The following is a 255-nucleotide window of genomic DNA, read 5'->3' as shown; positions in this document are numbered from 1 at the left end:
GCTGCCTTTTTAAAGGCTCACCGGCACCCTAAACCCAACCTCACCGCACAGCGCATCTACGCCCAGCTGCACGCCCCGCAACTCGAGGCACGCCCGGCTGTGGTTAGAGCTAAAAGCCGATTTATGCTGGTTCTGATCGCCCAACTCGAGCCCCTCCTGGAGGCCATCAAGAAGTACGATGAGGAAATCACCCGCCTTTTTAAGTCCCACCCCGACAGCCTAATCTTTGCCAGCCTCCCGGGTGCTGGCACCCGG

General features: G+C 59.6%; 1 pseudogene. It reads left to right on the top strand.

Annotated elements, in window-relative coordinates:
• Positions 1-255: pseudogene (locus DXX99_RS11635) on the top strand (IS110 family RNA-guided transposase); the annotation flags it as partial.

It is taken from the genome of Ammonifex thiophilus (genome assembly GCF_003368535.1).
GTDB classification, from domain to species: Bacteria; Bacillota; Desulfotomaculia; order Desulfotomaculales; family Ammonificaceae; genus Ammonifex; species Ammonifex thiophilus.
This window is presented reverse-complemented; position numbering and strand designations above follow the sequence as displayed.